This is a genomic window from Pseudoalteromonas sp. SMS1 (assembly GCF_021530565.1).
GTDB lineage: Bacteria > Pseudomonadota > Gammaproteobacteria > Enterobacterales > Alteromonadaceae > Pseudoalteromonas.
The window spans coordinates 1-3,405 of record NZ_JAKGBI010000055.1 but is presented as its reverse complement, the minus strand read 5'-3'; the positions used below and the strand labels follow the sequence as shown (position 1 = coordinate 3,405).

Below are 3,405 nucleotides of genomic sequence, written 5' to 3'. Positions count from 1 at the left end.
ATGAAATAGATGCACAAGGCTATGTAACGCGCTTTGAGTACAACGCTAAAGGTCAGCTCAGTGCAAAAACGCAGTTATCTGAGGCGGTAACTAATATTCTGGCATTCAATCTGAAAGTTGAGGTACTAGATGCGATCGAAATCACTGCAACAGATCGACAACAAACATACCGCTATAACCAAGCTGGCAACCTTGAGTATCAAGTGGATACCGAAGGCTATGCCACACGTTTTTACTATGATGCGGCTGGCAATCAAATTGCGACGCGCCAGTATAAGAATAAAGGCGCAATTGGGGCGTTGGTTGAGTCCAGCGAAGACCGCATTAGCCATCAGTTTTACAATGGACAAGGGCTGGTTATTGGCAGTCTAGATGCGGATGGTTCCTTGACCACCTATGAATATGACAGCAATGGTCAAAAGGCCTTTGAATCGACGTATTTACGACACGTGCGCAACCATACAATTGGGAATCCATTAATATTGCCAACGGGTGAAAGGGTCACAAGTGCATGGACTTACACCAACACCGGAAAAGTACAGTCATATGCACAAAACGACGGAACATATACGTATTATACCTATGACGACATGGATAATGTGGTCAAAAAAGAGATCTTTGAAGACAGACCGCCTTCTGTTTATAACGAAACCACTGTTGTTGATGACAATTTTAATGTCGATGCAGCGTCTCAACTAACAATTCACTCCAACAGCCGCAACTGGATCAACACTGAAAATGGACGAGTTAAATTTACACGTGCGCCTGCCAGCAGTTCTGCTTGGCCAAGAATAACTTCAAATGACACGTATGATCTAAAGGACAAGTTTAATGTTCAGTTTGAATTGACGACTGGGGATGTGCTGAGTGATACGTATTTTTATGGTGGATTAGATAACTTTGGCGCATGGGGCTCTACGCTTGACCGCCACGTCATTTATTTTAATGGGAATGTTGTACAGTCAGCTGTGGTGAGAAATGGGGCGTCTGAGCCCTATAAACACCTCATGAACCTGACAACAAATACGACCTACATTGTTAGGTTTGAGTCAAACGGCGAAAGCGTAACGTTATCCGTTACGCCAAAGGACCATCCTGACCGTGCGGTATCAGTCACAGACTCAAGTCACACATTTACAGGTAAAGCACGCGTAAACTTTTATAATAACCCTAGACCGAATGCAGCAAGTTCAACGGTATATTTTGATAACTATTCAGTATCAAAGCCAGTTGAAACTGAGTTTAAAGGTGTATCAGACAGCTTCGACTCTGGGGTAATGTCCCAATTTATCGCTAGGGGCAATAGTTTAAACTCGATTTCAACCGTGGATGGCAAAGTTAGCTTTAAACGTTTAGAGGCTAGCAATTCCATGTGGCCAACCATTACGTCCAAAGAGTCCTACGCATTGAATGAGCAGGCCAAAATTCAATTTGAAGTGACTACAGGCGATTCGCTGCAGGAAACCTATTTTTATGGTGGTTTCGACAATCTAGGTTCATTTACTGATAAAACGTTAGAGCGCCATGCCGTGTTTTTCGATCGAGGAACTGTACAAGCCAGTGTTATTCGTGATGGTGTTGAGCAAGGGTATAAGCATTTGATGAATTTGACGACCAACACAACCTATGTTGTTCGTTTCGAAATCTTTGACGGCGAAACTGTTTTGACGGTTATGCCAAAAGGACAGCCAGAGAATGCCGCATCATCTTTTGAATCAAGTGCGGGCGCTGGAAAATTTGCAAATATTCGTTTTTACAATAACCCTCGTCCAGGGGCTGCAGGCACGGAAGTATACTTAGATAACTATGTTGCTGAAAAACATGTTGCTATTTCAAGCGAAAGATACAGTTATGATTTACTAGGCCGAAAAGTTGCAACATTAGACGGCAAAACGTTGTCTGGGGAAAATTTAAACTCTCCGGTAGCGCTGGCTAACTGGGATGTATACGACTCAACTCCCGCTGGGGCCGTAATGAAAGCCGAGTATGATGAGGACTACGGCGGCGAGGTCATGACGTTGACAGGCAGCGTCAGAAGTAACGGATATCGCTTGAGAAAACCAGCAGGAGAAAACTGGGATTCAACAGGTAAAACCATTGCTTGGGACATGAAGTACGCCGAAGCCTATACAGTTTATATCAGTGTGAATACCCCAAAAGGGCACCGCTATATTACCTATCAGTCCGACGTTAAAAACCCATATATCTCAGGAGGGTATGCGTATGCTGTCATGCCGTCTTCAGTGACCAATGGCCAATGGCATACCGTGATCCGTGATTTAGAGGCAGATTTAAAAGCCGTAGAGCCAGATAACTCAGTGTTGAATGTCAATGCCCTATTGATACGTGGCTCTGGGAAAATTGGTAAAGTAGTGGTGAGTGACACAACGAAAGCAGAATTGGCAGTACAAGGTATCCCAGTGGGGGCTTACCTTTATCAAGATGCTAAGTTGTCTGCCGCTGAGATTCGAAATTGATGCGGAGCGTTATGTTACGGAATACCAATATAACCGCTTCGGTCAACGAATCGCGACTTTGGCCTTTAAATCAGCCATTTCTGAAGCTGATTTAACAAATGCCGCCCACAATCTTGTAGGCGGTGTAATGAGCACGGCTGCGCAGTCGTACTTATCAGGTTTACATGGTAAAAGTGAAGTCATTGTCTCCAGAACTCAGTTTGATAAACGCGGCCTTATGGTATCAAAGACGGATGTCGAGGGCGTTCGTACTGACTTCGAGTACAATGCCTTTGCAGATCTTAAAACTCAGTCTGCGTACGACCCTTTTGATAAAACACCGTTGGCAGCGGCGATTACCAAGTATACTTATGATAAACGGGGCCTGCTTGAATCGACGCAGATCACGGGGTTTGATCGAACATCCCACAAGCACTCATCTACCTATGATGCATTTGGGCGGGTCAGTTCAACAACGGATGCAAACAATCACACCACCAATGTGGTTTATGGAGCGAGCGCTTCATCGAACCGCGTTGGTAAAGTTGTCACCACGTCTCATAATGTGGATGGCGTTACGCGCAGCATTAAAACAGAATACGACTTACTTGGGCGTGAGCTGACCGTCAGTGATTCGTTAGATGGCATCACTCGATATGCCTATGATGACAGCAAAAACCAAATCACCCTCACTCAGGCTGATGGCACACAAGTGGTTACAACCCGCAATGGTCTCGGGAAAGTGGCATCAGTTCAGCAGCTAGATGCACAGGGCACGCAGGTATCATTGACGGAGTATCGATATGACAACAATGGTAACCTAGTACAAACCACACTCAATGGACAAGTACAATCTTCCCGTACTTACACTGAAAACAACCTATTGCATTCAGTCACCGATGCCAATGGCAATACGGTTGAAACCCACTACGATGGCATTGGTCGCGTC

At 44.9% G+C, this 3,405-nt stretch carries 2 protein-coding genes; both read left to right on the top strand.

The features are described from left to right. A partial coding sequence (locus tag L1286_RS23880) for a hypothetical protein (protein ID WP_235409527.1) occupies positions 1 to 2,477 on the top strand: 2,477 nt, incomplete at its 5' end. Next, on the top strand, positions 2,380 to 3,405 hold a 1,026-nt coding region (locus L1286_RS23875), incomplete at its 3' end, for a hypothetical protein (protein ID WP_235409526.1). The genes L1286_RS23880 and L1286_RS23875, both read left to right, overlap by 98 nt.